22 protein-coding genes are annotated in these 24,388 nt (G+C 66.8%); 16 read left to right on the top strand and 6 right to left on the bottom strand.

Translation table 11 applies throughout. The features are described 5' to 3' along the window. Positions 1-5: 5 nt before the first annotated feature. The 4 genes from cas1 (at position 6) to C7443_RS02315 (ending at position 3,321) form a co-directional block, all read left to right on the top strand. Positions 6-977 carry a CRISPR-associated endonuclease Cas1 gene (gene cas1 / locus C7443_RS02330; protein WP_110016959.1) on the top strand — a complete coding sequence of 324 codons (972 nt, stop codon included), beginning with the start codon at positions 6-8 and terminating at the stop codon, positions 975-977. After that, positions 974-1,750, top strand: a complete 777-nt coding sequence (locus tag C7443_RS02325; protein ID WP_170123456.1) for a CRISPR-associated endonuclease Cas1 — start codon at positions 974-976, stop codon at positions 1,748-1,750. The genes cas1 and C7443_RS02325 overlap by 4 nt, the downstream gene beginning before the upstream one ends. After that, the gene (cas2, locus tag C7443_RS02320) at positions 1,747-2,091 is read left to right on the top strand and encodes a CRISPR-associated endonuclease Cas2 (RefSeq protein WP_110016957.1); all 345 of its coding nucleotides are present in this window, start codon (positions 1,747-1,749) and stop codon (positions 2,089-2,091) included. The genes C7443_RS02325 and cas2 overlap by 4 nt, the downstream gene beginning before the upstream one ends. Positions 2,092-2,916: 825 nt before the next feature. Continuing rightward, the gene (locus C7443_RS02315) at positions 2,917-3,321 is read left to right on the top strand and encodes a GNAT family N-acetyltransferase (RefSeq protein ID WP_170123455.1); all 405 of its coding nucleotides are present in this window, start codon (positions 2,917-2,919) and stop codon (positions 3,319-3,321) included. A 30-nt stretch (positions 3,322-3,351) separates the two neighbouring features. Here C7443_RS02315 and C7443_RS02310 read toward each other — a convergent pair whose 3' ends face one another. The 3 genes from C7443_RS02310 to C7443_RS02300 all read right to left on the bottom strand — a co-directional run bounded on the left by C7443_RS02310 (position 3,352) and on the right by C7443_RS02300 (position 5,626). Beyond that, a complete protein-coding gene (locus C7443_RS02310) occupies positions 3,352-3,678 on the bottom strand; it encodes a glycine zipper domain-containing protein (protein WP_110016955.1) in 327 nt (108 codons plus the stop codon). A 122-nt stretch (positions 3,679-3,800) separates the two neighbouring features. Beyond that, on the bottom strand, positions 3,801-4,442 hold the full coding sequence (locus C7443_RS02305; RefSeq protein ID WP_110016954.1) for an MOSC domain-containing protein: 642 nt from the start codon (positions 4,440-4,442) through the stop codon (positions 3,801-3,803). Next, positions 4,442-5,626 carry a YbfB/YjiJ family MFS transporter gene (locus C7443_RS02300; RefSeq protein WP_110016953.1) on the bottom strand — a complete coding sequence of 395 codons (1,185 nt, stop codon included), beginning with the start codon at positions 5,624-5,626 and terminating at the stop codon, positions 4,442-4,444. Before C7443_RS02300 ends, C7443_RS02305 begins: the two co-directional genes overlap by 1 nt. A 115-nt stretch (positions 5,627-5,741) precedes the next feature. Between C7443_RS02300 and C7443_RS02295 the strand changes: the two genes are divergently transcribed. The 6 genes from C7443_RS02295 (at position 5,742) to C7443_RS02270 (ending at position 11,531) form a co-directional block, all read left to right on the top strand. Next, on the top strand, positions 5,742-6,674 hold the full coding sequence (locus tag C7443_RS02295; RefSeq protein ID WP_110016952.1) for a LysR family transcriptional regulator: 933 nt from the start codon (positions 5,742-5,744) through the stop codon (positions 6,672-6,674). An 83-nt stretch (positions 6,675-6,757) separates the two neighbouring features. Next, positions 6,758-7,255 (top strand): flavin reductase family protein, encoded by a 498-nt coding sequence (locus tag C7443_RS02290; protein WP_110016951.1) that lies wholly within the window; start codon positions 6,758-6,760, stop codon positions 7,253-7,255. A gap of 77 nt (positions 7,256-7,332) precedes the next feature. Beyond that, positions 7,333-8,748 (top strand): threonine synthase, encoded by a 1,416-nt coding sequence (gene thrC, locus C7443_RS02285; RefSeq protein WP_110016950.1) that lies wholly within the window; start codon positions 7,333-7,335, stop codon positions 8,746-8,748. 65 nt (positions 8,749-8,813) lie between these two features. Then, on the top strand, positions 8,814-9,440 hold the full coding sequence (locus tag C7443_RS02280; RefSeq protein ID WP_110016949.1) for a CHAP domain-containing protein: 627 nt from the start codon (positions 8,814-8,816) through the stop codon (positions 9,438-9,440). Positions 9,441-9,647: 207 nt separating this feature from the next. Next, on the top strand, positions 9,648-10,418 hold the full coding sequence (locus tag C7443_RS02275) for a carbonic anhydrase (protein WP_110016948.1): 771 nt from the start codon (positions 9,648-9,650) through the stop codon (positions 10,416-10,418). A gap of 99 nt (positions 10,419-10,517) precedes the next feature. After that, entirely contained in the window at positions 10,518-11,531 is a 1,014-nt protein-coding gene (locus C7443_RS02270) for a CorA family divalent cation transporter (RefSeq protein WP_110016947.1), read from the top strand. Positions 11,532-11,539: 8 nt separating this feature from the next. Here C7443_RS02270 and C7443_RS02265 read toward each other — a convergent pair whose 3' ends face one another. Together C7443_RS02265 and C7443_RS02260 are read right to left on the bottom strand one after the other, a co-directional pair. Beyond that, positions 11,540-11,869: a hypothetical protein gene (locus C7443_RS02265; RefSeq protein WP_110016946.1), complete on the bottom strand. Its 330-nt coding sequence runs from the start codon at positions 11,867-11,869 to the stop codon at positions 11,540-11,542. Positions 11,870-12,121: 252 nt separating this feature from the next. After that, positions 12,122-12,949, bottom strand: a complete 828-nt coding sequence (locus tag C7443_RS02260) for a ferredoxin--NADP reductase (protein WP_110016945.1) — start codon at positions 12,947-12,949, stop codon at positions 12,122-12,124. 242 nt (positions 12,950-13,191) lie between these two features. Between C7443_RS02260 and C7443_RS02255 the strand changes: the two genes are divergently transcribed. Both C7443_RS02255 and C7443_RS02250 read left to right on the top strand, forming a co-directional pair. Further along, a complete protein-coding gene (locus C7443_RS02255) occupies positions 13,192-13,974 on the top strand; it encodes a sulfite exporter TauE/SafE family protein (RefSeq protein WP_110016944.1) in 783 nt (260 codons plus the stop codon). Between the two features lie 28 nt (positions 13,975-14,002). Next, the gene (locus tag C7443_RS02250) at positions 14,003-14,656 is read left to right on the top strand and encodes a 3'-5' exonuclease (RefSeq protein ID WP_281279370.1); all 654 of its coding nucleotides are present in this window, start codon (positions 14,003-14,005) and stop codon (positions 14,654-14,656) included. Positions 14,657-14,678: 22 nt separating this feature from the next. On the opposite strand, the gene glgA is transcribed toward C7443_RS02250, so the two are convergent. Further along, positions 14,679-16,106 (bottom strand): glycogen synthase GlgA, encoded by a 1,428-nt coding sequence (glgA, locus tag C7443_RS02245; RefSeq protein WP_110016942.1) that lies wholly within the window; start codon positions 16,104-16,106, stop codon positions 14,679-14,681. A 533-nt stretch (positions 16,107-16,639) separates the two neighbouring features. Between glgA and glgC the strand changes: the two genes are divergently transcribed. Genes glgC through treZ form a run of 4 tightly spaced genes read left to right on the top strand, consistent with a single transcriptional unit; the run spans position 16,640 to position 24,381 of the window. Continuing rightward, positions 16,640-18,058 carry a glucose-1-phosphate adenylyltransferase gene (gene glgC / locus C7443_RS02240; protein ID WP_110016941.1) on the top strand — a complete coding sequence of 473 codons (1,419 nt, stop codon included), beginning with the start codon at positions 16,640-16,642 and terminating at the stop codon, positions 18,056-18,058. A 22-nt stretch (positions 18,059-18,080) separates the two neighbouring features. Then, on the top strand, positions 18,081-20,339 hold the full coding sequence (glgB, locus tag C7443_RS02235) for a 1,4-alpha-glucan branching protein GlgB (RefSeq protein ID WP_110016940.1): 2,259 nt from the start codon (positions 18,081-18,083) through the stop codon (positions 20,337-20,339). 44 nt (positions 20,340-20,383) lie between these two features. Continuing rightward, entirely contained in the window at positions 20,384-22,621 is a 2,238-nt protein-coding gene (gene glgX, locus C7443_RS02230; protein WP_110016939.1) for a glycogen debranching protein GlgX, read from the top strand. Continuing rightward, positions 22,618-24,381, top strand: a complete 1,764-nt coding sequence (gene treZ / locus C7443_RS02225) for a malto-oligosyltrehalose trehalohydrolase (protein WP_110016938.1) — start codon at positions 22,618-22,620, stop codon at positions 24,379-24,381. Before glgX ends, treZ begins: the two co-directional genes overlap by 4 nt. The last annotated feature ends 7 nt before the right edge of the window (positions 24,382-24,388 follow it).

Genomic DNA, 24,388 nt, shown 5'->3' with positions numbered 1-24,388 from the left:
CGACGATGGGCACTTTGTATATCGATCGCAAAGGCGTGGCGCTCAGTGCCGCGGCCGGTCGCCTGTGCATCCGCGAACCGGGCGCCGAGGCGCGCACGCTGCCGCTGCAGCTGGTCGAGCGCATCGTCGTGCACGGTCAGGCCCAGCTCGATACCAGCCTGCTCGCCGCCCTTGCCGAACAGGGCAGCGGTCTGGTCTGCCTCAGTGGCCGCCACGCTCGGCGCTTCGCCCAGCTCGCCGCGCCGGCGCACAGCGACGCCCGCCGCCGGCTCGGTCAGTACCGCCTGGTCTGCGATGCCGAGGCCAGTCTGCAACTGGCCCGCACCTGGGTCAGCGGCAAACTGGCGGCGCAGCAGCGGGTGCTCGAACGCGCCCGGCAAGTGCGCACGGATCAGCGTCTGGTCCTGAGCCGCGCGCTCGAACGGCTGCAGGCGCTGAGTGCGGGCATCGCGCAGGCCGGCGATCTCGATGCGCTGCGCGGTGGCGAGGGGGCGGCGGCCGCGGCGTATTTCGCCGGCCTGCAATGCCTGTTCGCCGCAGCGCTCGGCTTCAACGGGCGTAATCGCCGGCCGCCGCGCGATCCGGTCAATGCCTGCCTGTCGCTCGCCTACACCCTGCTGCACAGCGAGGCCGTGCGCGCTGTGCAGATGGCCGGCCTCGACCCGCTGCTCGGCTGCCTGCACGCACCGGCCTGGGGGCGGGAGTCGCTGGCCTGCGATCTGATCGAGCCGCTGCGCCCGCACGCCGATGCTTGGGTACACGGGCTGTTTCGCGAGCGGCTGCTGCGCGCTGAGGCCTTCAACCAGGACAAGGGTGCCTGCCTGCTCGGCAAGCAGGGACGCGGCGTGTTCTTCGCCGAATGGGAGTGCTGGGCGCCGCTGCCGCGGCGCTGGCTGCGCCGGCAGACGCATGCTCTGGCGCGGCTGTGCACCGCGCATGCCCCGCAACTGGCCAGCGCCACGGACGACGAGGCATGAGCGGCCTGCGCCCGCTGTACCTGCAGGGCAGTCACGGCCTCGCCGTGCGCCTCGACGGCCCGGCACTGCGTGTGCTGCGCCCGGCGCACGCCGATCAACTGTTCCCGCTGACGCGGCTGTCGCGCGTCGTCCTCAGCGGTGCCGGTGAATGGAGCACCGCGGCACTGCTGGCCTGCGCCGAGCACGGCATCAGCGTGACGTTTCTCGATCGTGACGGCGGCGTGCGCGCCTACCTGTTCGGTGATTGCGGCAGCCGCGAGAGCCTGTTTCACCGCCTGCGCGATCTGCTCGAACGCCCGGACTGGCGCGGCCGCTACGTGGACTGGTGCCGCGGCATGGAAAGCCATGCCCGTCGTGCCCTGTGCCGGCGCATCGGTCTCGACCCAAGTCGCGCCCATGAGCTGGCGCTGAGTCGTAACCTGGAAACGATCAAGCGGCGCTATGCCAGCGCCGCTGTCTGCCGCTGGGGCGAGCAACATCTGTATGGCTGGCTGGCTGCGCTGGTGGCCGAAGAGCTGGCTGCCGTCGGCCTGGATGCTCCGCATCTGCACAGTTTCGGCGAGCGCCTGCAGCCGATTGCCGATTTCACCCGACTGCTGGCCTGGGACCTGCAATTGCCGGTGATCGAGCGCTTGCAGCACGGTGCGGCGGCCGCGGGTGCCGTCGACGAGCGGCAGCTGGTGCAGCTGTTCGAGGCGCGCGTACCGCGCCTGCGCCGTCTTGCCCGCCTGCTGCACACACGGCTCTATAACTGGCTGGTCGAACTGACATGAAGCGCGCCCGCAGCCTCTACCTGATCTGCTACGACATCGCCGACCCGCGACGCCTCGCACAAGTCGCCCGCTGCCTGACGCGCGCCGCCGCCCGCGTGCAGTATTCCGTGTTCGTCGGCGATTTCAGCGAACTCGAACTCGACGTGCTGCTGCGTGAGCTCGACGACATCATCGATGCCCGCGAAGACGATATCCGCGCCTACCCGCTGCCCGAGCGCGGTGAGGTCGCCGTCCTTGGCCGGCAGATCTTCCCCGAGGACATCCTGTTGCTGCGCAACGGCCACAACCTGCTGCGCCTCGGCCCCGCCGGACATCGCCCGCGCCGCCCATCCGCCAGATGACGCCACCGCCCACCACGCCTAAACTGACCCCACTGCCCATGCCCGAGGTGACACCGATGCAGTTAACTCCCCGACCTCCGCGAAAACTTGGCAACCCCCTCTGCAGGTGCTTGAGTGGAAAAGGTTTTTTGAGGGGGGTGAGTTTAAAGCGTTGACCTGATTGAGAAGGGATTAAGACGTCATGTATCTATCTATAATTATTCTTTCAATTACAGTTTAAAGCGTTGACCTGATTGAGAAGGGATTAAGACGGCTGCTGCCCGGCCTGCCCGTCTTGTATTTAGTCGTTTCAAGCGTTGGCCAAACCGAGAATGAATTACGACAACACATGCCCGGCGGATACGGCCGGGCGAGTGCTGTTTTAATGGCTGGTGCTATTGAAAACGCGGGGACGTTTCGATCAGCGCTGACGTTGCTGGAGGCTGCAGGCGCCATTTGCGGGTGTTTCCGAGGATGTAGCGTCTGCGCAAGCGACGGGCATGGGGCCGCCTCTCCGCTGTGGGAGATCGCCTGTGAGGTATGGCTGTGCGGGGATGGCGGCGGGGCGTGCGGGGGGGAAGAAACCAGTGCTCTGCGAACCGGCCGCCCCTTACGGGGCCCCGCACGACCCGCCATGGTGAGCCCGTCTATTCTCGTGCGGGCCTATCGGGGCGGGATGTGATGGCCGGCACAGGGCGCGGCTGATGCCTTTGGCGATCGTTTGCGTGATGCGGATGACTTTGCAGTCCGGGTGATGCGCTGTTTTGGCTGAGGAGAGTCCGGATGCTGTTACGTGCGTATCGAGCCGCTGATCTGCCAGCGCTGATCGATGTGTTCACGAGCTCGGTGCACGTGCTGGGCGCGGCGTATTACAGCAACGAGCAGCGACAGGCATGGGCGCCAATGGCGGCGGATGTCGCGGCCTGGAGGGCGCGGCTGGCAGAGCTGCATGTGTATGTGGCCGAGCGCGATGGTTGCATCGCCGGTTTCATCGGTTTTTCTGCAGATGGCCACATCGATCTGCTGTTCGTTGCGCCGTCTGAGGCCGGCACCGGCGTTGCTGCTGCGCTGTACCGGCAGTGTGAAGCGGCGCTGCGCGGGTTCGGGGCAGAGGCGCTGTCAACCGAGGCGAGCCAGGTGGCGCGGGGGTTTTTCGAGCGTCAGGGCTTTGAGGTCGAGGCGATGCAGCGCGTCAGCCGGGCCGGTGTCGAACTGACGCGCTACGCGATGCGCAAGGTGCTGCTGCAGTGAGGGTTTCGCTCCGGCGAAGCCGCCGGGGTGTTACCAGCCGTGGGCGCGACGGCCATGTGCCGGAGCCCACGGCGGCGGGCCGGGGCGGCGCGGTTCTTCGACGTAGTAACGACGTTCCTCGACGACGCGTGTTTCAGTGCGGCGGCGCTCGGGCTGGGTGGTGATGGCGGTGCCGGTGGCCGCGCCGATGGCGCCACCGATGATGGCGCCGTTACGTCCGCCGATCTCGTTGCCGATGGCGGCACCCGCTGCGCCACCGATGCCGCCACCGATGATGGCATCCGTCGTCGAGCCGGCCAGAACCGGCAGCGGTGCGAGCAGCGTGGCGCACAGGGTCAGTGCAGAAAGAGTCTTCATCGTAGGTCTCCGTCAGGCGGCCCGGGGGCCTGTTACGACGTAGTATGACCTCTTGTTGTAAATGAGAGTTCATTTTTGTTTCGCCGCAACAAAAGCGAACGACCGATAAGACCCGATTGGGGTCAATGGCGCCGCTGGGCAAACGCCTGGCGCCAGACCGCGGCCAGTGTCGGCGTGGCCGCCATGAACGCATCAAGGCGTGGATCGGGCGGCGTGCGCAGCCAGGCATCCCAGACCTCGCGCACGCTCGGTGCACCGGGCGTATCGCCGGCCGCGATGAACTCGTCACCGGCGCGGACGCTGCCGGTTTCGAGTACGCGGTACAGCCAGCCGCTGCGGCGGGTGGCCTCCACCGTGCGGGAAAAACCGGGGCGGTCGAAGCGATGGTCGAGCTTCCAGCACGGGCGGCGCGGCTGGCTGACCTCGATCAGCGCACTGCCGAGGCGAAAGCGCTGGCCGATGTACACCGTGTCTTCGCTCAGGCCATGGGTCGACAGGTTCTCGCCGAAGGCGCCGACGACGAAGTCCGCGCTGAAGGCCGGCAGTTCGGCCCGCCAGGTGGCGTAATGCTCGGCCGGGTAGTGCAGCAGCGCACGCTCGGGGCCGCCGTGCCAGCGGCGGTCGGCCTGCTGATCGCCGGCGAGGCCTTCGCGTTCCAGCCGGCAGGGGCCGTCGACCGCGGTCTTGAAAATCGCACTGCGGTGGCCGGCCTCGGCGAGCACGCCGATGCGTCCGCTCAGCAGGTGTTCGAGGCGGATGGGCATCAGGCGGACTCCGTCAGCAGTCGCAGCGGCGGGCGGCGGTAGGCGAGGCGCAGCAGGGCAAAGCCGAGCAGCAGGGAGGCGCTGGCCAGCACCAGCGGCCAGCTGAAATTGTCGTGCGGCCCGATCAGCCGTGCCGAGACCAGCGGTCCGAGGATCTGCGTCAGGCCGTAGGCCGACGTCATCAGGCCGATGACGCGGCTGGCGCGCGTCGGTTCGGCTTCGCGGGCGATCGCCAGCGCCAGCGCGACCACGGCGATGAAGCTCGCCCCGAACAGCGCACCGCTGAGCAGCGCCCCGGTGGCATTGGGCAGCAGCAGCGGCAGGCCGACGCCGGCGGCCTGCACCAGATAGGCGAAGTCCAGCGCACGGCGGCTGCCGCAGCGGGCGGCGATCCAGCCCCAGGCGAAGCTCGCCGGCAGCGCGGCGAGGCCGACCAGCAGCCAGACCCAGGCGCTGATCTGCGGACCGACGCCGAGCCCGCGCACGATCAGCGGCAGAAAGGTGGCACTGGTGCTGTAGCCGTAACCGGCGCAGGCGTAGGCGAGCAGCAGCCAGCCCAGATGCAGCGGCCGGGCTTCGAGCGCGGTGCGGGCTTCGGCGACCGAGCTCGGTGGCGCTTCGAGCAGCGGGCGCGCGCACCACAGCAGTGGCGTGCAGGCCGCGGCGCAGGCCAGCCAGATCGCCGGCGCATGCCAGCCGCCGGCGGCGAGGCCGTTGATGGCCAGCGTCGAGCCGACGATGCCGAGCGCCATGCCGCCGTAGAGCAGGCCGGAACCGAAGGCGCGCTGCGTGGCCGGCAGCCGCTCCAGCACCAGCGCGCCGCCGAGCACCATCGCGGCGGCGGCACCGAGTCCGGAGACGAAGCGCAGCAGCATCCAGCTGGTGAAGGTTTCACTCAGGCCCATGCCGGCGCTGCTGAGCACACTGGCGACCAGGCCGCCGATGAACGCTGCGGCGCGCCGTCGGGCCGGCAGCCACAAGGCGGCGAGCAGTGCCCCGGCGAGGTAACCGCCGAAGTGACTGGCGGCGAGCCAGCTGCCAGCAACGGCATCGAGCCCGTGATCGTGCTGCATCAGCGGCAGCAGCGGCGTGTAGGCGAAGCGGCCGACGCCCATGGTGATCGCGGTGCCGGCGGCACCGGCGAGCAGATAGCGCCATTCGGCGGGGAGGCGGGCGGTGGACATGGCGGACCTCGGCTCGCAGGCGGGAGGGAGCCGATAGCCTAGAGGGATTCACGCATCGTGAATAATGAAAGATTATGCGGTAAACATATCACTAAAAATGATGGATGGAGTCTTCATGGACCTGCAATCCCTGCGCATCTTCAAGACCGTGGCCGAGGAGGGCAGCGTCAGCGCGGCGGCGCGGCGCCTGCATTACGTGCAGTCGAACGTCACCGCGCGTCTGCGTCAGCTCGAAGACTCCCTCGGCACGCCGCTGTTTCACCGGGCCAACCGCCGCCTGCAGATCACGCCCGCCGGGCGCACGCTGCTCGGCTATGCCGGCCAGCTGCTCGGCCTGGCGCAGGCTGCCCAACAGGCGGTGCGTGTCGACCAGACGCCGCACGGCCCCCTGCTGATCGGCGCGATGGAAACGGCGGCGGCGGCGCGTCTGCCGCAGGCGCTGGCGGGGTTCCATCGCCGCCATCCGCAGGTCGAGCTGCAGCTCGATACCGGACCGAGCGATCAGCTCGTCGCCGAGGTGCTGGCCTATCGTCTCGACTGCGCGCTGGTCAGCGCCCCGCAGGAACACGCGCAGCTGTGCAGCGAGCGCGTGTTCACCGAGACGCTGGTGCTGATCACTGCGGCTGACGTGGCGCCGGTGCGCACGCCGCACGATCTGCCGCGAGCGCACCTGCTGGCGTTCCGGCCCGGCTGCGGCTATCGGCGCCGGCTTGAGCAATGGGTGGCGCAGGCCGGCATCGCGCCGCTGCGCATCAGCGGCTTCGGCTCGTTCGAGGCGATCATCGGCTGTGTGGCGGCCGGCATGGGCGTGTCGCTGCTGCCGGCGAGCGTGGTCGAGCCGGCGCGGCGACTGGGAACGATCGCGGTGCATCCGCTGCCGGCGGCGCTGGCGCAGGTCGATACACTGCTGATCTGGCGTGAGGACGCCGGACGCCACGCGGCGCGCGAGGCTTTTCTCGCCTGCTTGCGTGAGCAGGGGGCGGAGCATGAGTCACCGGCTTGCCTGCCGGCGTCGCCGGCGGTGGTCGAAAGGTCGACGGCCGGGTAGCATGCATAATCTTGTTCTCCGGGGGCTGGCCTGCCTCCGCCTTTTACGATCCGGCCCGGGATGGGCCGTCTGGAACCCTGCCGATGACCGCTTTCGACAGTCTGACCCTGCGCCGCACGCTCGGACAGTTCGCCACTGGGGTGGCGATCGCCGCGACCGTCGATACCGCCGGTCGACCGGTTGGCCTCACCATCAATTCCTTCGCGTCGCTGTCGCTCGATCCGCCGCTGGTGCTGTGGAGCATCAACAGGCACACACCGAGCTGCGCCGCCTTCGAGGCCAATGGCCATTTCACGGTCAACGTCCTCAAGCTTGAGCAGAAAGCCCTGTCGAACCGCTTCGCCGCCTCGGGCGATGACAAATTCGCCGGCGTCGTCTGGCAGCCCGGCCTCGGTGGCGCGCCGCTGATCGACGGCTGCCTGGCGCGCCTGCAGTGCCGGCTGGAGCAGACCGTGCCCGGCGGCGATCACCTGCTGCTGATCGGCCGTGTCGAGGCGCTCGACCGCGAGGACGGCGAGCCGCTGCTGTTCTTCAGCGGCGGCTACTACGAGCTCGGGCGCAGCGCCGGCGGCTGGGACTGAGGCGGCGCGGGACGGGGTCGGGAGGCCCGCGTATAATCGCGCGTCCTCCACGTTGACCCTGCGCAGGAATCCCGCGAATGCAGTACCTCAGCACCCGGGGCGATGCGACGCCCAAGTCCTTCTCCGAGATCCTGCTCGCCGGCCTGGCGCCGGATGGCGGGCTCTACCTGCCGCAGCAGTATCCGCAGGTGACGAAGGCCGAGCTGGCCGCCTGGCGCGGGCTGCCCTACGCAGAGCTGGCCTTCGAGATCATCCGCAAGTTTGCCACCGACATCCCGCCCGCAGACCTGCGGGCGATCACCGCGCGCACCTACACCGAGCAGGTCTACCGCACGCCGGCGATCACGCCGCTGAAGACGCTCGAACCCGGCCTGCACATCCTCGAACTGTCCAACGGCCCGACGCTGGCGTTCAAGGATATGGCGATGCAGCTGCTCGGCAATCTGTTCGAGTACGTGCTGACGCGCGCCGGCCAGGAGCTCAACATCCTCGGCGCGACCAGCGGCGATACCGGTTCGAGCGCCGAGTACGCGATGCGCGGCAAGCACGGCATTCGCGTGTTCATGCTCTCGCCGTACGGCAAGATGAGCGCTTTCCAGACCGCGCAGATGTTCAGTCTGCAGGACCCGAATATCTTCAACCTGGCCGTCCGCGGCGTGTTCGACGACTGTCAGGACATCGTCAAAGCGGTGTCCAATGACCACGCCTTCAAGGCGCGGCAGAAGATCGGCACCGTCAATTCGATCAACTGGGCGCGCGTCGTCGCCCAGGTCGTCTACTACTTCCGCGGCTATTTCGCGGCGACGCGCAGTGATGATGAGGTCGTCTCCTTCGCTGTGCCGAGCGGCAATTTCGGCAATATCTGCGCCGGCCACATCGCCCGGCAGATGGGGCTGCCGATCCGCCGTCTGGTGCTGGCGACCAACGAAAACGACGTGCTCGACGAGTTTTTCCGCACGGGTGTCTACCGTGTGCGCGCCTCGGCCGAGACCTTCCACACGTCGAGTCCGTCGATGGACATTTCCAAGGCCTCGAATTTCGAGCGCTTCATCTTCGATCTGTGCGGGCGCGACGCCGCGCAGGTGCGCGCGCTGTGGCAGCAGCTTGAGCGCGAGGGCAGCTTCAGCCTGGCCGGCACGCCGTTGTTTGCTGAAGTCGGCACGCGTTATGGCTTTGTCTCCGGGCGCAGCACGCATGCCGATCGCCTGGATACCATCCGCACCACCGAGGCCCAGTACGGCGTCATCATCGACACCCATACCGCCGACGGACTCAAGGTCGCGCTGGAGCAGCGCGAAGCCGGCGTGCCGATGATCGTGCTGGAAACGGCGCTGCCGGCGAAGTTCGAGGAAACCCTCGTCGAGGCGCTCGGCCGCAAGCCGCCGCGCCCGCAGGGCTACGCCGATCTCGAAACGCTGCCGCAGCGCTTCGAGGTGATGGATGCCGACGCCGAGCAGATCAAACGCTTCATCGCCGCACACACCGGGCTGTGATCCTGGGTGACGCTCGCCGGCCCAGCCCGTAGGCTGCCGGCGAACGTCCTGCCGGAGACCGCCCGATGCCCACTGCCCGCGTCATTCTGTTCGCGCTGCTTGCCAGCCTGGCCGGTGCGCCATTGTCGGCCGAGGAGAGTGCGCTGCCGCCGGCCTGCCGCACCGACTGCGTCGCCACGTTTGGCAGCGTGCTCGGTCGCTCGCCGGCCGGCGTCGAGGCCTATTCCAATTGCAGCGCGCGCTGCGTGCTGCCGCGGCCGAATCGCCTCGACGGCACCTACACCGGCATCCAGTGGCAGTGCGTCGAATACGCCCGCCGCTGGCTGCTGGCGCGTCACGGCGTGGTGTTCGGCGATGTCGACGTCGCCGCCGATATCTGGACGCGGATCGACTCGGTGCAGCGCGTTGCCGATGGCGCCGAGTTTCCGCTGCGCGCGTTCCTCAACGGCGCCGACAGCGCGCCCGAGGTCGGTGACCTGCTGGTCTACGGTCGTGACTATCTGCGTACCGGTCATGTCGCCATCGTCACGCGCCGGCTCGCGGATGGCGTCGAGGTGGCCGAGCAGAACTACCTCAATCAGCCCTGGCCCGCTGACCACGCCCGTCGCATCGAGCTGATCGAGCACGGCGGGCGCTGGTGGCTGCTCGATCCCTACCTGATCGGCTGGAAGCGGCCCGAGCTGCAGCCTTAAACAAGTGTCAGATTTATCAACGCCTGTAATTTTTTCTGATAAAACCGCGACACCTTGCCGCCCATACCGGCGAGGTGTCCACACGCACGCCGGCCGTGGGGACCGCGCGGGCTTCATTTCGTCTGCCGCGCGCCGTTCTTGCGGACATGGCGTGCATCAAGAAATCGGTCACGAAACCGAACGAGACGAGGTCTGGAGATGGATCCGATGAAGCTGAAGTTGTCCCCGCGGAATCTGTTGCTGGCGGCGCTGCTCGGCGCCAGTGCCTGGCTGCCCACACACGCCGGCGATGGGCACGCCGTGCACTGGGGGTACAGCGGGGAAGAGGGGCCTGAGCACTGGGGCGATCTCAGCGCCGAATACACCAGCTGCAAGCTTGGTCAGCAGCAGTCGCCGATCGACGTCCGCGCGACCGACGACAAGGAACTGACGCCGCTGACGCTGAAGTACCAGGCGGCGGCGATCCACGCCGTCAACAACGGCCACACGGTGCAGTACACGATCGACAACGGCAGCGAGCTGCAGCTCGGTGAGCGCGGGCTCAAGCTGCTGCAGGTGCATTTTCACGCGCCGAGCGAGCACCACATCAACGGAGTGCCCTTCCCGGCGGAAGCGCATTTCGTACACCGCGATGCCAATGGCAAGCTGGCAGTCATCGGCGTGATGTTCGTCGAAGGCGCGGCCAACGCCACGCTCGAATCCTGGTGGCGCTACATGCCGGATAACAGCGGCCAGCACCTCGACCCTGCCGATGCTTCGCCGGTGGACCCGCATGCGCTGCTGCCGGCAGATCTGGCCTATTACACTTACGCCGGCTCACTGACCACACCGCCGTGCAGCGAGGGGGTGACCTGGATCGTGCTCAAGCAGCCGGTCGAGGTTTCCAAGGCGCAGATCGAGCGCTTCCGCGCAGCGATGCACGAGCATGACAACAACCGTCCGCTGCAGCCGCTGCACGCCCGTGTGGTGCAGGACTGACACGGCAGCGCTGCCGCCGACGCATCCCGCCATGCATCCGCCACCGTTGCCAGTGCAGAATGGTCGGCGGACATCGCGGGCGGGACGGGGAAGCAAGCCATGGCACAAGCCGAAAGCCTGTTGCAGGCGCTGAGCCCTGAAGATGGTGTGATCTGCGGTTTTCGTCTGTGGCGCGATGCGCCGGCCGAGCGCATCGGCCTGGCCGGCGTGGAGGCGGCGCTGGCGGCGGGCGACTCGGTGATCTGGCTGCACTTCAATCTCGGCCGCGCCCGCGCCAAACGCTGGCTGGCGCAGGCCGAGTTCCTGCCGGTGGCATTCCGTCAGGCGCTCGCCGAGCGCGAGGACCGCTGCCGGCTGGAGGCGATCGGCGAAGGCCTGCTCGGTGTCATCAACGATCTGGTCTACAGCGATGGCACCGAGACCGCCGAGCCGGGTGAGCTGGCGAGCCTGTGGTTCTACGCCAATCATCGTCTGCTGGTCAGCGCGCGCATCGAGCCGCTGCGCAGCCCCGACCGGCTGCGCCTCGCCGTGCGCAGCGGCGCGACCGACGACAGCGGCATCGGCCTCGCCGCGCAGCTCATCGCCATGCGCACCGAGGCGCTGGAGAGCCTGGTTGACGAGATGGTCGAACAGGTCGACGAGATCGAGGAGGAGATCCTCATCGGGGGGATTTCCGAGCGCGAAGGGCTGGGGCGCATCCGTCGCGGCTGCGCGCGCCTGCGCCGCGGCTGCGGGCCGGAGCGCAACGCGCTGATCCGTCTGCTCAAACGTGCACCGGCCTGGCTCGATGCCAACGACCGGCGCATCCTCGGCGAGGTGGTCGATGACCTCGGCTTTCTGCTCGCCGATGAACGCGAACTCTATGAGCGCGCCAAGCTGCTGCAGGAAGAACTGGCCGGCCGACTGGCTGAAACCACCAATCGCAACCTCTACGTGCTCTCGGTGCTGACCGCGGTGTTCTCACCGATGACGCTGATCACCGGCATCTTCGGCATGAACACCTCCGGCCTGCCGTTCGCCGGCGGCGATCACGGCTTCTGGCCGGTGATGCTGCTGGTCTGCGGTGCCGGTGCCGGCACCTTTGCGCTGCTGTTCCTCAAGCGCAAGTTCTGAGGCAGCCGCTAATCTGCCTGAGCGATCTGCTGGTGCAGCTCCTGCAGGAACCGGTCGCCCTCTGCGTTGCCGGCCAGCAGGTAATGGCCGGTCCAGGTATCCCAGCCGGCGGCCAGCGTGATGGCGTCGCGGACGAAGTCCTGATAAATCACCGTGTCGGCGCCGTTCACCGTCTTGCCGGTACGGGAAAACCCGCGTCGTTCGAGAAGTGCGGCGACCGCCTGCCAATCGCGCTCGCTCAGTTGCATGTTCTCCAGCATCAGGCGGCCATTGGCCGCTCTGGCGAGTTTGAAGGTGTTCGGCAAGGCCTGTTCTTCGCGGGATGTGGGGCAATCCATGGCTCGATACTCCTGCTCCAGAGTGATTTCCTTCAGCGTGAAACGCTGCTGTCAGCATAGTGGAGCCGGTGCAGCAGCGGCCGGAGTCATGGGGCCTGCCATGCCCGTGTCCCGTGGTCGGCCGTAGCGGCGGCCGGCACGCCGCCCGTGGCCAACTGCAGTCACGGGCAACGCCGCCAAACGCGCGGACGAGGCGCTGTCACTGTTTGTGCAATCGTGCCCGCTGCGTATCCGGGCAGCCGCTGCGGCTGCTCAGAGGTCGGGCTGACGGTTGTCTTCGGGCAGGAAGCCGTTTTCCCAGAGGATGTTGCCGGGCGAGCTTTTCTTGTTGACGCTCAGCCCGCGCTCCTGCAGCACGGTTTTCATCTGCCGCAGCATCGCCGGGTTGCCGCACAGCATCACCGCCGAGCGCTCGGCTGAAAATTCCAGCCCCGCGGCGCGTTCGAGGATGCCGGTCTGCACCAGCTCGGGAATGCGCAGGGCAAAGGCGCCCGGACATTCCTCGCGGGTGACGACCTTGATGTAGCGGAAACGCTCGGCGAACTCGCCGAACAGCTCGTCCCCGGCGAGGTTTTCCAGCCACTCGCGGTAGGCGAGCTCATCGCTGTTGCGCACGCTGTGTACCAGCACCACACGTTCGAAGCGTTCCCAGGTGTAGGGATCGCGCAGCACCGACATGAACGGCGCCAGCCCGGTGCCGGTGGCGAGCATCCACAGCTCGTCCTGGGCGCGGAAGCGATCGGTGGTCAGCGTGCCGAAGTTGCGTTTGTCGACCCACAGGGTGTCGCCGACCTGGATGTCCTTCAGCGCCTGCGTGAAGACCCCGTCGGGAACGACGATCGAGAGAAATTCGAGCTGTTCATCGTAGACCGATGAGCAGATCGAATAGGCGCGCCAGACCCACTCGCCGTCGACCGGCAGGCCGAGGCGGGCGAACTGGCCGGACAGGAAGCGGAAGGCTTCGGGGCGCTCCAGCGTCAGCGAGAACAGCGTTGGCGACCACCAGCGGATATCGCGGATGGTCAGCGCGTGGGCGGTTTCGGTCGGGGCGGTATCATCGACGGTGCAGTTCTGGCTCATGGGCGGCTCATGGCGATGGCGGAAAATGGTCCGCGCGCGGCGGGTCTCTTTGAAAATGTGACCCCAACTTTATGATGCTTGCTTTATGACTAAAAAGAATTTGTTGGATTATTTTAATAGCTAATAGCATTGAGACAGATCGAGGTACCGTCCACGCGCACGTCTCGATGATCGCGGCGGTACGGAAAAGAACGGGATGCCGTCGGCTGGGTGGCCGGCGTTAGCGCTGCAAAGGTTCTGATATGGAATGGGTGAATACGGTAGCGGGCTTCATCGTCGGGCTGTTGGTCGGTCTGACCGGTGTCGGCGGCGGGGCGCTGATGACGCCGATTCTGGTGTTGCTGCTCGGCGTGGCGCCGCAGACGGCCGTGGGTACCGATCTGCTCTATGCGGCAATTACCAAGACCTTCGGCTCCTGGGTGCACGGCAGCAAGGGGGCGATCGACTGGGTGGTTCTGCGCCGGCTGGCCAGCGGCAGTATTCCGGCGGCGCTGCTGACGCTGTGGCTGCTGAGTACGCACAAGCCCGATCCCGAACTGCAGCATCTGATCATGCGCGGGTTGGGACTGGCGCTGGCGCTGACCAGTCTGTCGGTCCTGTTCCGTACCCAGCTGCATCGCATCGGTCAGCACCTGCGCACTGAAAAGCCCATCGAATTCAAGCGTTATCAGGGGGCGTTGACAGTGCTGGCGGGTCTGATCCTGGGCGTGCTGGTGACCTTGACCTCCGTCGGGGCCGGGGCGCTCGGCGTCGTCATGCTGGTCTACCTCTATCCCTACCGGCTGACGCCGACCCGGCTGGTGGCGACCGACATCGCCCATGCGATTCCGCTGACGCTGATCGCCGGTCTCGGTCATTCGGCGATCGGCAGCATCGACTGGCCCTTGCTCGGCATGCTGCTGCTGGGCTCGGTGCCCGGTGTCATCATCGGTTCGCATGCCAGCCATCGCATCGACGGCAAATGGGTGCGTCAGCTGCTGGCTGTGATTCTGCTGATGACCGGTGGCAAGCTGCTGCTGGTATGAGCGCACGCCGATGGCAGGAGAAACCAGCGTGTCGAGGTCGAATCTGACGCCGGCGGCGGAGGCGTGCGGGGCGTTCGTCGTCATCGATTTCGAGACCACCGGCATGAGTCCGCAGCAGGGTGCCCGCATCACCGAGGTCGGTGCCGTGCGCATCGTCAACGGCCGTCTGACCGAGCACTTTCAGAGTCTGGTGCGCACCGGGGCGTGGGTGCCACCGTTCATCGAGCAATTAACCGGTATCAGCAACGCCATGCTGCGCGGCGCACCACCGGCGGCTGAGGTGCTGCCGGCGCTGGCCCGTTTCATCGGCAGCACGCCGCTGGTGGCTCATAACGCAAGCTTCGATCGGCGTTTTCTCGATGCCGAGCTGGCGCGGGAGGGGCTGCAGCGGACGCAGCCGATGCTGTGCAGCATGCGGGTGTCGCGGCGGGTGTTTCCGCAGGCACCGGCACATAAGCTCGCCACGCTGGTGCACTGGGCTGGCTTGCCGAGCGATGGTGTCTGCCATCGCGCGCTCGCCGATGCGCAGATGACCGCGCATTTGTGGCTGCACATCGCGGTCACGCTGCGTGCACGATACGGTTTCGGTGAACTGCCGCTGCGCCTGTTCGCCAATCTGCAAAACTGCCCCGCGGCGCAGGCGGACGGCTGGTTACGGCGCATGGCCGCCGGGCTGCACTGAGCCTGGGGCGGCCTGTCCTGCCTCAAAGCTTGGTGTACAGCGTCGCGTAGCGTTCGGCCGAGGCCTTCCAGGAAAAATCACGACGCATGCCGGCCCGGCGCAGTGCCAGTCGGCGCTTGGGTGCCGAGAGCAGTTCCAGTCCGCGTTCCAGACCGAGCAGCAGGCTGTCGGCGCTGGCTTCAGGGAACACCACGCCGCTCGCCGTGCCGTCGGCCAGCGTCGCCTCGTTGGCATCGACGATGGTGTCGGCCAGCCCGCCGGTGTGGCGCGCGATCGGCAGCGTGCCATAGCGCTGCGCATACATCTGATTCAGCCCGCAGGGCTCGAAGCGTGAGGGCATCAGCTGCAGGTCCGCCGCGGCGGTGATGCGGTGCGCCAGCGCTTCGTCGTAGCGCAGCGTCACTGACACCCGCTGAGGCTGTTCCTGCGCCCACTGCATCAGCGCTGTTTCCAGATCGTGCTCACCGCTCGCCAGCACTACCAGCTGCAGATCGAGCGCATCGATACCGGTGCGCGCCGCCAGGATCAGATCAGCGCCTTTCTGTGCAGCCAGGCGGCCGATGAACACCACCATCGGCACGTCGCTTTGCGGCAGGCCGAGTTCCGCCTGCAACGCGTGCTTGTTGACCGGCTTCGCTGAGGACACGGTCGCGCCGTTGTAGTTGCGCTCGATCAGCGGGTCGCGGGTCGGACTCCAGGTGTCGATGTCGATGCCGTTGAGGACGCCGGTCAGCACGCTGGCCCGCTCGCGCAGCACGCCATCGAGCCCCCAGCCGAATTCCAGCGTCTGGATCTCGCGGGCATAGTTCGGGCTGACGGTGGTGATCGCGTCGGCGAAATACAGTCCGCCCTTCATGAAGGCGAAGCGGCCGTAGAACTCCAGCGCCTGCGGTTGCCACCATTCACCGGGCAGGCCGAGGGCGTCGAAGACGTCACGGCCGAAAACGCCCTGATAGGCGAGGTTGTGGATGGTGAACACGATGCGTGGCCGTTGCGGCGCGCGGGCGGTCCAGGCGGCGGCGAGTCCGACCTGCCAGTCGTGCAGATGCAGCACGTCCGGCTGCCAGTCGCCGGCACCCAGCGCGAGCAGCGATACCGCCTCGCTGAACAGACCGAAGCGCCAGTGGTTGTCGCTGTGTTCGTAGCCTTCCGGCGTGCGGTAGGGGTCGCCGGGGCGGTCGAACAGGGGCGGGCAATCGAGCAGCCAGATGCGCAGACCGTCTGCACCCAGCGTGCCTTCGATGAGCTCGAAGGGGGTGTCTCGCACCGTAATGGTGCACAGTGTTCGTGCATCGTTCAGTTTTTCGCGCGCGCCCGGATAAGCCGGCAGACACACCCGCACGTCCATGCCCATCGCATGTTGGGCGGCTGGCAGGGCAGCCACGACATCGGCGAGCCCGCCGGTTTTGGCAATCCCCAGGCATTCAGAGGCTGCATGCAGCACCTTCATCAGAAATGTTCTCCCGCTTGGCAACTCGTAGGTGAGGATGATCTGGGTGGATCATCCGAGGTGAAAATGCGTGGTGGTGGCGTTGAGTGCGAGGTCGTTTTTCAGTGGGTGAGAACGAAAACGCCTCTTCATGATGTTCCGGCAGTTGCGTCTTGCACAGACTTCACTGTAACAGTACCGGGTATGTGCGGTGGCATTTCGGCGACGGTGCGGGCGTGACTGCCCGCTTCGGGAAAAATTGCGATGGATCAGTATTTTGTGTGATCACGTGAGCTTGCTTACCAGCAAAGGCAGATACTGGTGCAGCGGAGCGGGTATCTGCATTCTTTTAGTGCAAAAAAGAGGACTGAATGTTTTGGCAAAGGACTTGGAAAACCAGGCGTGGTGATGGCGGATATGCACAGGCATGGTTTGCACGAGAGGCGCAGGTTCATAAGCGGAATCGATACAGCTGATACATGGACCCGCCCACGACGCTGCGGGCGTTGGGCGGGGAGCAGAATCCGGATAGCCAATAGATGAGGAGCGCTTCGATGAAGACGATTGCCGATCCCCGCTTCGTTAGCCGAATTACGCGGGATACTCTGGCACTGGTTATGGCTGGCGGCCGTGGCACGCGTCTGCGTAATCTCACCTCCCACCGGGCTAAGCCCGCGGTACCGTTCGGTGGCAAGTTCCGCATCATTGATTTCACGTTGTCGAACTGCATCAACAGCGGTATCCGCCGCATCGGCGTGCTGACGCAGTACAAGAGTCATGCCCTGATTCAGCATCTGGAGCGTGGCTGGAGTTTTCTGCGCGGCCAGTTCGGTGAATTCATCGAGCTGCTGCCGGCTGAGCAGCGCATGGAAATGAGTTCGTGGTATCTGGGCACGGCGGATGCCGTATTCCAGAACATCGATTTCATCCGTCGCCACCAGCCGGCCCATGTGCTGGTGCTGGCGGGTGACCACATCTACAACATGGACTACGGTGCGATGCTCGCGCATCACGTCGGCAGCGGTGCCGACATCACCATCGGTTGTCTCGAAGTGCCGCTCGCCGACGCCATCGAATTCGGCGTCATGGAAATCGACGAATCCACGCGGGTGCACGGCTTCATCGAAAAATCGGATACGCCGAAAAGTATGCCGGGCCGGCCTGATACGGCCCTGGCCAGCATGGGCATTTACGTGTTCGACGCACGTTTCCTGCTCGAAATGCTGCACCACGACGCCGGTTCCTGCACTTCGGCACATGATTTCGGTCGCGACGTCATTCCGGCCGCGATCAGTTCGGGCAAGGTATTCGCCTATCCGTTCCGCGACATTTTCGAGCCGGAAAAACAGGGTTACTGGCGGGATGTCGGCACCGTCGACGCCTACTGGCGCGCCAATATCGAGCTGACGGCGTCCGATCCCGGCATCGATCTCGATGACGAGCGCTGGCCGGTGTGGACCCATGCCGAGCAGACGGCGCCGGCGCGTTTTACTTCGGTGGCCGGTGTCGCCCGTGGCGGCGTGATGGACTCGCTGGTGTGCGGCGGCTGCTCCGTTACCGGCGCTGAGGTGACGCGTTCGGTGCTGTTTACCGGCGTCGATGTCGGTGTCGGCAGCATCGTCGACGAAACCCTGCTGCTGCCGCATTCGAGCGTCGGCCGCAACTGCCGGATTCGCAAGGCAGTCATCGACGAAGGCTGTCACCTGCCGGATGGTCTGGTGGTCGGTGAAGATGCCGCGGCCGATCAGCGCCTGTTCCATCGCACCCGCGAAGGCGTGACGCTGATTACGCAGGAGATGCTGGAAAATCTGGAGGCGGGGGATGCGCTGGACCTGCCGCTGCAGGATCTGATGGAAACGGTCGCTCACGGGCAGACCCGTTCGGGAGGCGGCGGACGCAGTGCGCGTGCGCCGGGCAGCAGCTCGACGGCCGACTCGCTGCGCGTGCAGGCCATCGATCCGCGGGTGCGCTGAGCTCCGCTTCCGTCCTCTGTCGATGCAGCGGAGCCTTGCTTCGCTGCACGGGCATCTTGTCAGGAGAGATCCCTTGGTTGACTCACGGGCAGAACTTGCGTCCGCCTACGCCGCGGCGGCGCGGGCGCTCGCCGCTGGCGAAAATTCCGATCCCTTCGGCCTGCTCGGGCCGCATACCGATGGCGGTGCCGCCGTCGTGCGCACTTTCCAGCCGGGAGCGCGAGCCGTGGAGCTGGTATGCCAGGGCGGCGAAACGGTGCCGATGAGCGCTGATCCGGCGGCGCCGGGTCTGTTCAGCTGCCACCTCGGCAATCTGGGCCGTTATCGACTGCGCATCCACTGGGCGCAGACGGTGCATGAAATCGATGATCCGTACGCCTTCGGCGTGCTGCTCGACGCCTGGGATCTCGGTCTGTTCTCCGGCGGCGGGCATGCCGCACTCGGCCGCTGTTTCGGCGCCATGCCGATGAACATCGACGGCGTCGATGGCGTGCGCTTTGCCGTTTGGGCGCCGAATGCGCGGCGCGTGTCGGTGGTCGGCGATTTCAATAGCTGGGACGGGCGGCGGCATCCGATGCGCTGCCGTTACGAGGCCGGCGTCTGGGAGCTGTTCATCCCCGGACTGCGTGCCGGCGAGCGCTACAAGTTCGAGATTCTCGGCCAGCACGGCCTGCTGCCGCAGAAAGCCGATCCGATGGCCTGGGCGGCGGAGCTGCCGCCCGCCAGTGCCTCGATCGTCGTCGAGCACGCCGCGTTCGAATGGAGCGATGAAGCCTGGATGGCACAGCGCGCCCGCAGCGGCCGTGCCAGCGACGCGGCGATGTCTATCTACGAGGTGCATGCCGCATCGTGGAAGCGGCCGTGGGGGCCGGGTGAAACGGTACTGCACTGGGACGAGCTCACCGAACAGCTGATTCCCTACGTGCGGGATATGGGCTTCACCCACATCGAGCTGCTGCCGATCACGCTGCACCCGTTCGGCGGCTCCTGGGGCTACCAGCCGCTGGGGCTGTACGCGCCGCAGCCGGATTTCGGCTCACCGGCGGCATTTGCGCGCTTCGTCGATGCCTGCCACCGCGCCGGCATCGGCGTGCTGCTCGACTGGGTGCCGGCGCATTTCCCCACCGATGCCCACGGTCTGGCGCGCTTCGACGGCACCGCGCTGTATGAACACGCCGATCCGCGCGAGGGTTTCCACCGCGACTGGAACACGTTGATCTACAACTTCGGGCGCAACGAGGTGCGTTCCTTCCTGCTGTCGAGCGCGTTGCACTGGCTGCAGCAGTATCACCTCGACGGGCTGCGCGTCGACGCCGTCGCCTCGATGCTCTACCGCGACTACTCGCGCAACGAGGGTGAGTGGATTCCCAACCGCTACGGTGGCCGTGAAAACCTCGAAGCGGTGGAGTTCCTGCGTCAGCTCAACACCACGGTGGCGCGCGAGTGCCCCGGTGCGCTGATGATCGCCGAGGAGTCCACCGCCTGGCCGGGCGTGACGCATCCGGTCGAGTCCGGCGGACTCGGTTTTTCCTACAAGTGGAACATGGGCTGGATGCACGACACCCTGCTCTACATCGGCAAGAACCCGGTGCACCGCTCCTGGGAGCACGACCGCATCTGCTTCGGCCTGATCTACGCCTTCTCCGAGCAGTTCATCCTGCCGCTGTCGCACGACGAAGTGGTACACGGCAAAGGCTCGCTGCTCGGGCGCATGCCCGGCGATGCCTGGCAGCGCTTTGCCAACCTGCGTGCCTACCTCGCCTTCATGTGGGCGCATCCCGGCAAGAAGCTGCTGTTCATGGGCGGCGAGCTGGCGCAGGGCAGCGAGTGGTACCACGGCGGGCAGCTCGACTGGGCGGCGCTCAGCGACCCGCAGCATGCCGGTGTGCAGGCGCTGGTGCGTCAGCTCAACCGGCTCTATTGCGGTGAGCCGGCGCTGCACCAGATTGATGCGCGCCCGGAGGGTTTCCGCTGGTTGATCGGGGATGATGCGGCCAACAGCGTCTATGCCTTCTACCGCAGTGGTGAGGGTGACGAGGTGGCGCCGGTGATCGCAGTGTGCAATTTCACGCCGGTGCCGCGCGAGGCATACCGGATCGGTGCACCGCGTGCCGGCTTCTGGCGTGAGTGCATCAATACCGACTCGGTTGATTTCGGCGGTTCGAACATGGGTAACAGCGGCGGCGTCGAAGCCGTCGCCGTGCCGAGCCACGGGCAGCCGTATTCCTTGGTACTGACTTTGCCTCCTTTGTCCACGCTGCTGCTGGTTGCGGGAGGGTGACGCCTGCGGACCGGGGCAGCCGCCCACGCGCCGAAGGAGTCACGATGCCGGTTCAAGAGTTCCTGGAAGCGAGTTCCTGCGTTGCGCTGGGCGCCCACTGGGACGGTCGTGGCGTGCATTTCGCGGTGTTCGCCGAGGACGCCGAGCGCGTTGACCTGTGCCTGTTCAACGTCGGCGGCAAGCGCGAGCTGCGCTTGTCGCTGCCGGACTGCAGCGATGGCATCTGGCGCGGCTACCTGCCGCGCGCGCAGCCGGGGCAGCGTTACGGCTATCGCGTCTACGGTCCCTACGACCCGACCCGCGGCCACCGCTTCAATCCGCACAAGCTGCTGCTCGATCCCTACGCCCGCCAGCTGGCCGGCAAGCTGCGCTGGCACGACGCGCTGTACGGCTACCGTCTCGGCGGCCCGCGGGGCGATCTGCAGATGGACCGGCGCGACAGTGCCGCCTACATGCCGAAGGCGGTGCTGACCACCGACACCGCGTTCAACTGGGGTGACGACCGCCCGCCGCGCACGCCGTGGTCGGATACCGTGATCTACGAGATGCACGTCAAGGGCTTCTCGCAGCGCCATCCCGAGATTCCCGAGGCGGATCGCGGCTGCTTTGCCGCACTCGGCTGCCCGGCGACCATCGATTACCTGCGCCGCCTCGGCGTCACTGCCGTCGAACTGCTGCCGATCCATGCCTTCGTCCGCGATCGCCGCCTGATCGATCTGGGGCTGACGAACTACTGGGGCTACAACACGCTGGCCTATTTCGCTCCTGATCCCGCCTATCTGGCCGACGGTTCGCTCGGCGAGCTGAAATGGGCAATCAAGCAGCTGCATGCCGCCGGCATCGAGGTGCTGCTCGACGTCGTCTACAACCACACCTGCGAGGGCAACGAACTCGGCACCACGATGTGTTTCCGCGGCTTCGGCAACGCCAGTTATTACCGCCTGCTGCCGGGCAATCCGCGTTACCACATCAACGACACCGGCTGCGGCAACACGGTCAACTTCTCGCATCCGGCGGTCATCCGCCTGGCGATGGACTCCCTGCGCTACTGGGTCGAGGAGTTCCATGTCGATGGCTTCCGCTTCGATCTCGGTGTCACGCTCGGCCGTGAACCCGACGGTTACGATCCGGGCAGCGGTTTTTTCGATGCGCTGATGCAGGACCCGGTGCTGGCCGGGGTCAAGCTGATCTCGGAGCCCTGGGACATCGGGCTCGGCGGTTATCAGATCGGCAATCATCCGGCCGGCATGGGCGAGTGGAACGGCCGCTTTCGCGACGACGTGCGCCGGTACTGGAAAGGCGACGAGAACATGCGTGGCGCGCTCGCCGCCCGCCTGCAGGGCTCGGCCGAGATGTTCGACCATCACCGGCGCAAACCCTGGGCCAGCGTCAATTTCATCACCGCCCACGATGGTTTCACGCTGCGCGACCTGGTCAGCTACAACGGCAAGCACAATGCGGCGAACGGCGAGGACAATCGCGACGGCTCCAACGACAACGCCAGCAGCAACTGGGGCTGCGAGGGGCCGAGCCGCGACCCCGTTATCCACGCCCGGCGGCTGTGCGTCAGCCGCAGCCTGCTGGCCTCGCTGTGCTTCGCGCATGGCACGCCGATGCTGCTCGCCGGTGACGAGTTCGGCCAGACACAGCGCGGCAACAACAACCCTTACTGCCAGGACAACGCGCTGAGCTGGCTCGACTGGGAACTCGCTGCCGGCGCGGAAGGGCAGGCGCTGCGTGCTTTCGTCAGCCGCCTGCTGGCTCTGCGCCGGCAGTTTCCGCTGCTGCAGGGGCATTATTTCCAGCACGGCCGCATCGAGCCGACGCCCGGTCTGAAGGATCTCAGCTGGTTCGATGAACGCGGCGTCGAGTTGCAGGCCGGCGACTGGCTCAATCCCACTGCGCGCCTGCTCGCCGCACGCCGCGCCGGTCTGCGTGCCGACGGCACGCTCGATGTCCTCCTGCTGCTGCACAACGCCGACTGCGTCGCGCACCGTTTTCGCCTGCCGCCGCCGCTGTATGACTACTGCGTGCTGGTCGATTCGGCCTACCCGCAGATCGATCGCCTGCCGGTTACGGCCGATGGCTATGTCGTCGAACCCTACGCCTGCGTGCTGCTGCTCGGTCACGAACCCTGCCCCGCGCCGGTCGAGGAGCTGACGCCACCGGCCGCCGAGCTGGAAACCGCTGAACTCGAACTCGACGACGTCATCGCACCGCCGGTCGAAAAACCGGAGCCGATCGAGGACGACGATCCCGATCTCGAAGGCGAGCCGGCATGAGCGCCGGCGTGCGCTGCGAGATGCCGTTCGGTGCGCAGGTGCTCGGTGACGGCCGGGTGCGCTTTCGCCTGTGGGCACCCGCCTGCGAGCAGGTATGGCTCGAACTGGACGACGAGTCCCTGCCGCTGACCGCGCTCGGCGACGGTTTTCACGAACGCCTGGTCGAAACGCAGGCCGGTTGCCGTTACCGCTACCGCATCGACGACCAGCGGCGCGTGCCGGACCCGGCTTCACGGCTGCAGGCCGGTGACGTGCACGATGCCAGCGTCGTCGTCGACGCCGCCGACTATCGCTGGCAGCACGCCGACTGGCGCGGCCGGCCGTGGGCGCAGTCGGTGATCATGGAAGTGCACGCCGGCACCCTCGGCGGCTTCGACGGCGTGCGCGCGCAGCTGCCGCGACTGGCGGCGCTCGGCATTACCGCGATCGAGCTGATGCCGATCGCCGATTTCAGCGGCCGGCGCAACTGGGGCTACGACGGCGTGCTGCCGTTCGCGCCGGACACCCGCTACGGCACGCCCGCTGCGCTGCGCGCGCTGGTCGACGGTGCCCACGGCCTCGGCCTGTGCGTGTATCTCGACGTCGTCTACAACCACTTCGGCCCCGAGGGCAATTACCTCGGCGCTTACGCACCCGAGTGTTTCAGCCCCGACCAGCACACGCCGTGGGGCGCGGCGCTCGATTTCAACTGCCGGCCGCTGCGTGAGTTCTTCATCAGCAACGCGCTGTACTGGCTGAGCGAATACCGCTTCGACGGCCTGCGCCTCGATGCCGTGCACGCGATCGGCGAGCGTGACTTCCTCATCGAATTCGCCGCCCGCCTGCGCGCCGCCACCGCCGGGCGGGAAATCCACCTGATGCTGGAGAACCTGCACAACGATGCCGGTCTGCTCGGTGCCGGCTTCGATGCGCAGTGGAACGACGATGTGCACCATGCGCTGCACGTGCTGCTGACCGGCGAGCAGGAAGGCTATTACGCCGATTTCGCCGGCGCGCCGGCGGCCTATCTGGCGCGCTGCCTCGGTGAAGGCTTCGCCTGGCAGGGCGAGCCGTCACCGGCGCTTGATGATCGGCCGCGCGGCAGCCCGAGCGCGCACCTGCCGCCGTCGGCCTTCGTTTTCTTTCTGCAGAACCACGACCAGATCGGCAATCGCGCCTTCGGCGAGCGTTTGCTGACACTGGCCGATCCGGCGGCCTGGCATGCCGCGCTGGCGCTGCAGCTGCTCTGCCCGCAGGTGCCGCTGCTGTTCATGGGCGAGGAGCTGGGGGCGACGACGCCGTTTCTGTACTTCACCGATTTTTCCGGCGAACTGGCGGCGGCGGTGTGTGCGGGGCGGCGGCGTGAGTTCGCCGGCTTTGCCGCCTTCGCCGATGCCGGACGGCGGCACGCGATCCCCGATCCGAATGCCGAGACCACGTTCACCGCGTCCTGCCCGCGCCCCGGCAGCGCCGCCGTCGCCGAGTGCTATCGCACACTGCTGGCGCTGCGCCAGCGGGAACTCGCGCCGCGGCTGGCCGGCAGTGTCGCGCTCGCTGCCAGTGAATGCGCGCCGCAGGCGGTCTGTGCGCAATGGCGCCTCGGCGACGGCTCCCGGCTGCAGATCGTGGCGAACTTCGCGGCTGCCAGCGTGCCGCTGACGCCGCCGCACGGTGCCTTGCTCTATGAAAGCACACGCGGCGCGGCCGCGCGGCTGGCGCTCGGTGAACTGCCGGCACACAGCACCTGTGCCTATCTCGAATCCAACCATCGCCACCCTTGAGGTTTCC

Origin of the sequence: Plasticicumulans acidivorans, from assembly GCF_003182095.1 — a bacterium.
GTDB classification, from domain to species: domain Bacteria; phylum Pseudomonadota; class Gammaproteobacteria; order Competibacterales; family Competibacteraceae; genus Plasticicumulans; species Plasticicumulans acidivorans.
The sequence above is the reverse complement of the archived record's forward strand: the minus strand, read 5'-3'. Positions and strand labels throughout refer to the sequence as shown.

What these genes read in the sequence shown, in the direction of transcription:
- cas1 (WP_110016959.1), top strand. Translation starts at nt 6, where the DNA reads ATGGGCACTTTGTATATCGATCGCAAAGGCGTGGCGCTCAGTGCCGCG.
- C7443_RS02325 (WP_170123456.1), top strand. Translation starts at nt 974, where the DNA reads ATGAGCGGCCTGCGCCCGCTGTACCTGCAGGGCAGTCACGGCCTCGCC.
- cas2 (WP_110016957.1), top strand. Translation starts at nt 1,747, where the DNA reads ATGAAGCGCGCCCGCAGCCTCTACCTGATCTGCTACGACATCGCCGAC.
- C7443_RS02310 (WP_110016955.1), bottom strand. Translation starts at nt 3,678, where the DNA reads ATGAAGACTCTTTCTGCACTGACCCTGTGCGCCACGCTGCTCGCACCG.
- C7443_RS02305 (WP_110016954.1), bottom strand. Translation starts at nt 4,442, where the DNA reads ATGCCCATCCGCCTCGAACACCTGCTGAGCGGACGCATCGGCGTGCTC.
- C7443_RS02300 (WP_110016953.1), bottom strand. Translation starts at nt 5,626, where the DNA reads ATGTCCACCGCCCGCCTCCCCGCCGAATGGCGCTATCTGCTCGCCGGT.
- C7443_RS02295 (WP_110016952.1), top strand. Translation starts at nt 5,742, where the DNA reads ATGGACCTGCAATCCCTGCGCATCTTCAAGACCGTGGCCGAGGAGGGC.
- C7443_RS02290 (WP_110016951.1), top strand. Translation starts at nt 6,758, where the DNA reads ATGACCGCTTTCGACAGTCTGACCCTGCGCCGCACGCTCGGACAGTTC.
- thrC (WP_110016950.1), top strand. Translation starts at nt 7,333, where the DNA reads ATGCAGTACCTCAGCACCCGGGGCGATGCGACGCCCAAGTCCTTCTCC.
- C7443_RS02280 (WP_110016949.1), top strand. Translation starts at nt 8,814, where the DNA reads ATGCCCACTGCCCGCGTCATTCTGTTCGCGCTGCTTGCCAGCCTGGCC.
- C7443_RS02275 (WP_110016948.1), top strand. Translation starts at nt 9,648, where the DNA reads ATGAAGCTGAAGTTGTCCCCGCGGAATCTGTTGCTGGCGGCGCTGCTC.
- C7443_RS02270 (WP_110016947.1), top strand. Translation starts at nt 10,518, where the DNA reads ATGGCACAAGCCGAAAGCCTGTTGCAGGCGCTGAGCCCTGAAGATGGT.
- C7443_RS02265 (WP_110016946.1), bottom strand. Translation starts at nt 11,869, where the DNA reads ATGGATTGCCCCACATCCCGCGAAGAACAGGCCTTGCCGAACACCTTC.
- C7443_RS02260 (WP_110016945.1), bottom strand. Translation starts at nt 12,949, where the DNA reads ATGAGCCAGAACTGCACCGTCGATGATACCGCCCCGACCGAAACCGCC.
- C7443_RS02255 (WP_110016944.1), top strand. Translation starts at nt 13,192, where the DNA reads ATGGAATGGGTGAATACGGTAGCGGGCTTCATCGTCGGGCTGTTGGTC.
- glgA (WP_110016942.1), bottom strand. Translation starts at nt 16,106, where the DNA reads ATGAAGGTGCTGCATGCAGCCTCTGAATGCCTGGGGATTGCCAAAACC.
- glgC (WP_110016941.1), top strand. Translation starts at nt 16,640, where the DNA reads ATGAAGACGATTGCCGATCCCCGCTTCGTTAGCCGAATTACGCGGGAT.
- glgB (WP_110016940.1), top strand. Translation starts at nt 18,081, where the DNA reads ATGCAGCGGAGCCTTGCTTCGCTGCACGGGCATCTTGTCAGGAGAGAT.
- glgX (WP_110016939.1), top strand. Translation starts at nt 20,384, where the DNA reads ATGCCGGTTCAAGAGTTCCTGGAAGCGAGTTCCTGCGTTGCGCTGGGC.
- treZ (WP_110016938.1), top strand. Translation starts at nt 22,618, where the DNA reads ATGAGCGCCGGCGTGCGCTGCGAGATGCCGTTCGGTGCGCAGGTGCTC.